Consider the following 1432-nt stretch of genomic DNA (forward strand, 5'->3'; position numbering starts at 1 on the left):
CCCGTCTGATACAGGACACAGCCGCTGTTCCGGAGTAAATCTATGAGTTCCACCACGTCCCGAAGCCTGATTGATGAATTCGATGTCAGCCGTGACAAGGTTGAAAAACTGGTTGCGCAATCGCTCCACGGCAGTGAAGACGGTGAACTTTATCTGGAATATGCGGAATCTGAATCTCTGGTTTTTGATGACGGCCGCCTGAAAAACGGCTCCTTCAATCAGGGACAGGGTTTTGGTCTGCGTTGTGTCTCCGGTGAGACGGTCGGCTATGCTCATTCCGGCGAACTGACCCATAGTGCCCTGCTCCGTGCAGCCGATGCAGCATCCGCGATTTCCCGCGGGTCGTCCGGCACTTACAGTGCAGCTCCGGCTGGTACAAACCGCCATCTCTATACGGATGTGAACCCGCTAGGCTCTCCGACTTTCAATGAAAAAGTCGTTCTGCTTCAGCAGATTGACGGCTATTTGCGCGCCAAAGACAGTAAAGTGCGTCAGGTCAGCGTCAGCATTGGCGGCTCATGGCAGCAGGTAGAAATTTTACGTGCTGACGGACATTTCGTTCGTGACATCCGCCCGATGGTACGCCTGTCGATTTCCGTTATGGCCGGTCAGGGCGACCGTCAGGAATCCGGCTCCTATTCCATGGGTGGCCGTCGCCTGTTTGAAGATTTTATTGCTACAGGCTCATGGCAGCACGCGGCAGATGAAGCACTGCGTCAGGCTCTCGTTAATCTCGAAGCGATCCCCGCTCCTGCCGGTACATTTGATATTGTACTATCCAATGGCTGGCCGGGTGTAATGCTGCATGAAGCTGTCGGCCATGGTCTTGAAGGCGACTTCAACCGCAAGCAACTCTCAGCCTTCGCGGGCCTCATGGGACAACAGGTTGCCGCCAAAGGCGTGACCGTAGTCGATGACGGCACCATCGCTGACCGTCGCGGTTCCCTGACCATTGATGATGAAGGCACGCCGACCAACAGCACCGTGCTTATCGACGACGGCAAGCTCGTCAATTACATGCAGGATCGCCAGAATGCCCGTCTGATGGGGATGAAGCCGACAGGCAATGGTCGTCGTGAATCCTATGCCCATGCGCCAATGCCGCGTATGACCAATACGATGATGCTGTCCGGTGATAAAACACCGGAAGAGATTATCGCCTCCGTTAAGAAAGGCATCTATGCGGTGTCTTTCGGCGGTGGTCAGGTAGACATTACCTCCGGTAAATTCGTATTTGGTTGCACCGAAGCCTATATGATTGAAGACGGTAAAGTCGGCGCGCCGGTCAAAGGTGCCATGTTGATCGGCAATGGTCCTGATGCCATGCATCGCGTATCGATGATCGGCAATGACAGCAAGCTCGACAATGGCTCCGGCAATTGCGGCAAAGGCGGTCAGTGGGTACCGGTTGGCGTTGGCCAACCGCATCTGC

At 55.0% G+C, this 1432-nt stretch carries 1 protein-coding gene; it reads left to right on the forward strand.

The annotated features are described in order from the left end of the window. Positions 1-42: 42 nt before the first annotated feature. A partial coding sequence (gene tldD, locus A918_RS0114070; protein ID WP_022711684.1) for a metalloprotease TldD occupies positions 43-1432 on the forward strand: 1390 nt, incomplete at its 3' end.

Origin of the sequence: Pseudochrobactrum sp. AO18b (assembly GCF_000409565.1) — a bacterium.
Classification (GTDB): domain Bacteria; phylum Pseudomonadota; class Alphaproteobacteria; order Rhizobiales; family Rhizobiaceae; genus Pseudochrobactrum; species Pseudochrobactrum saccharolyticum.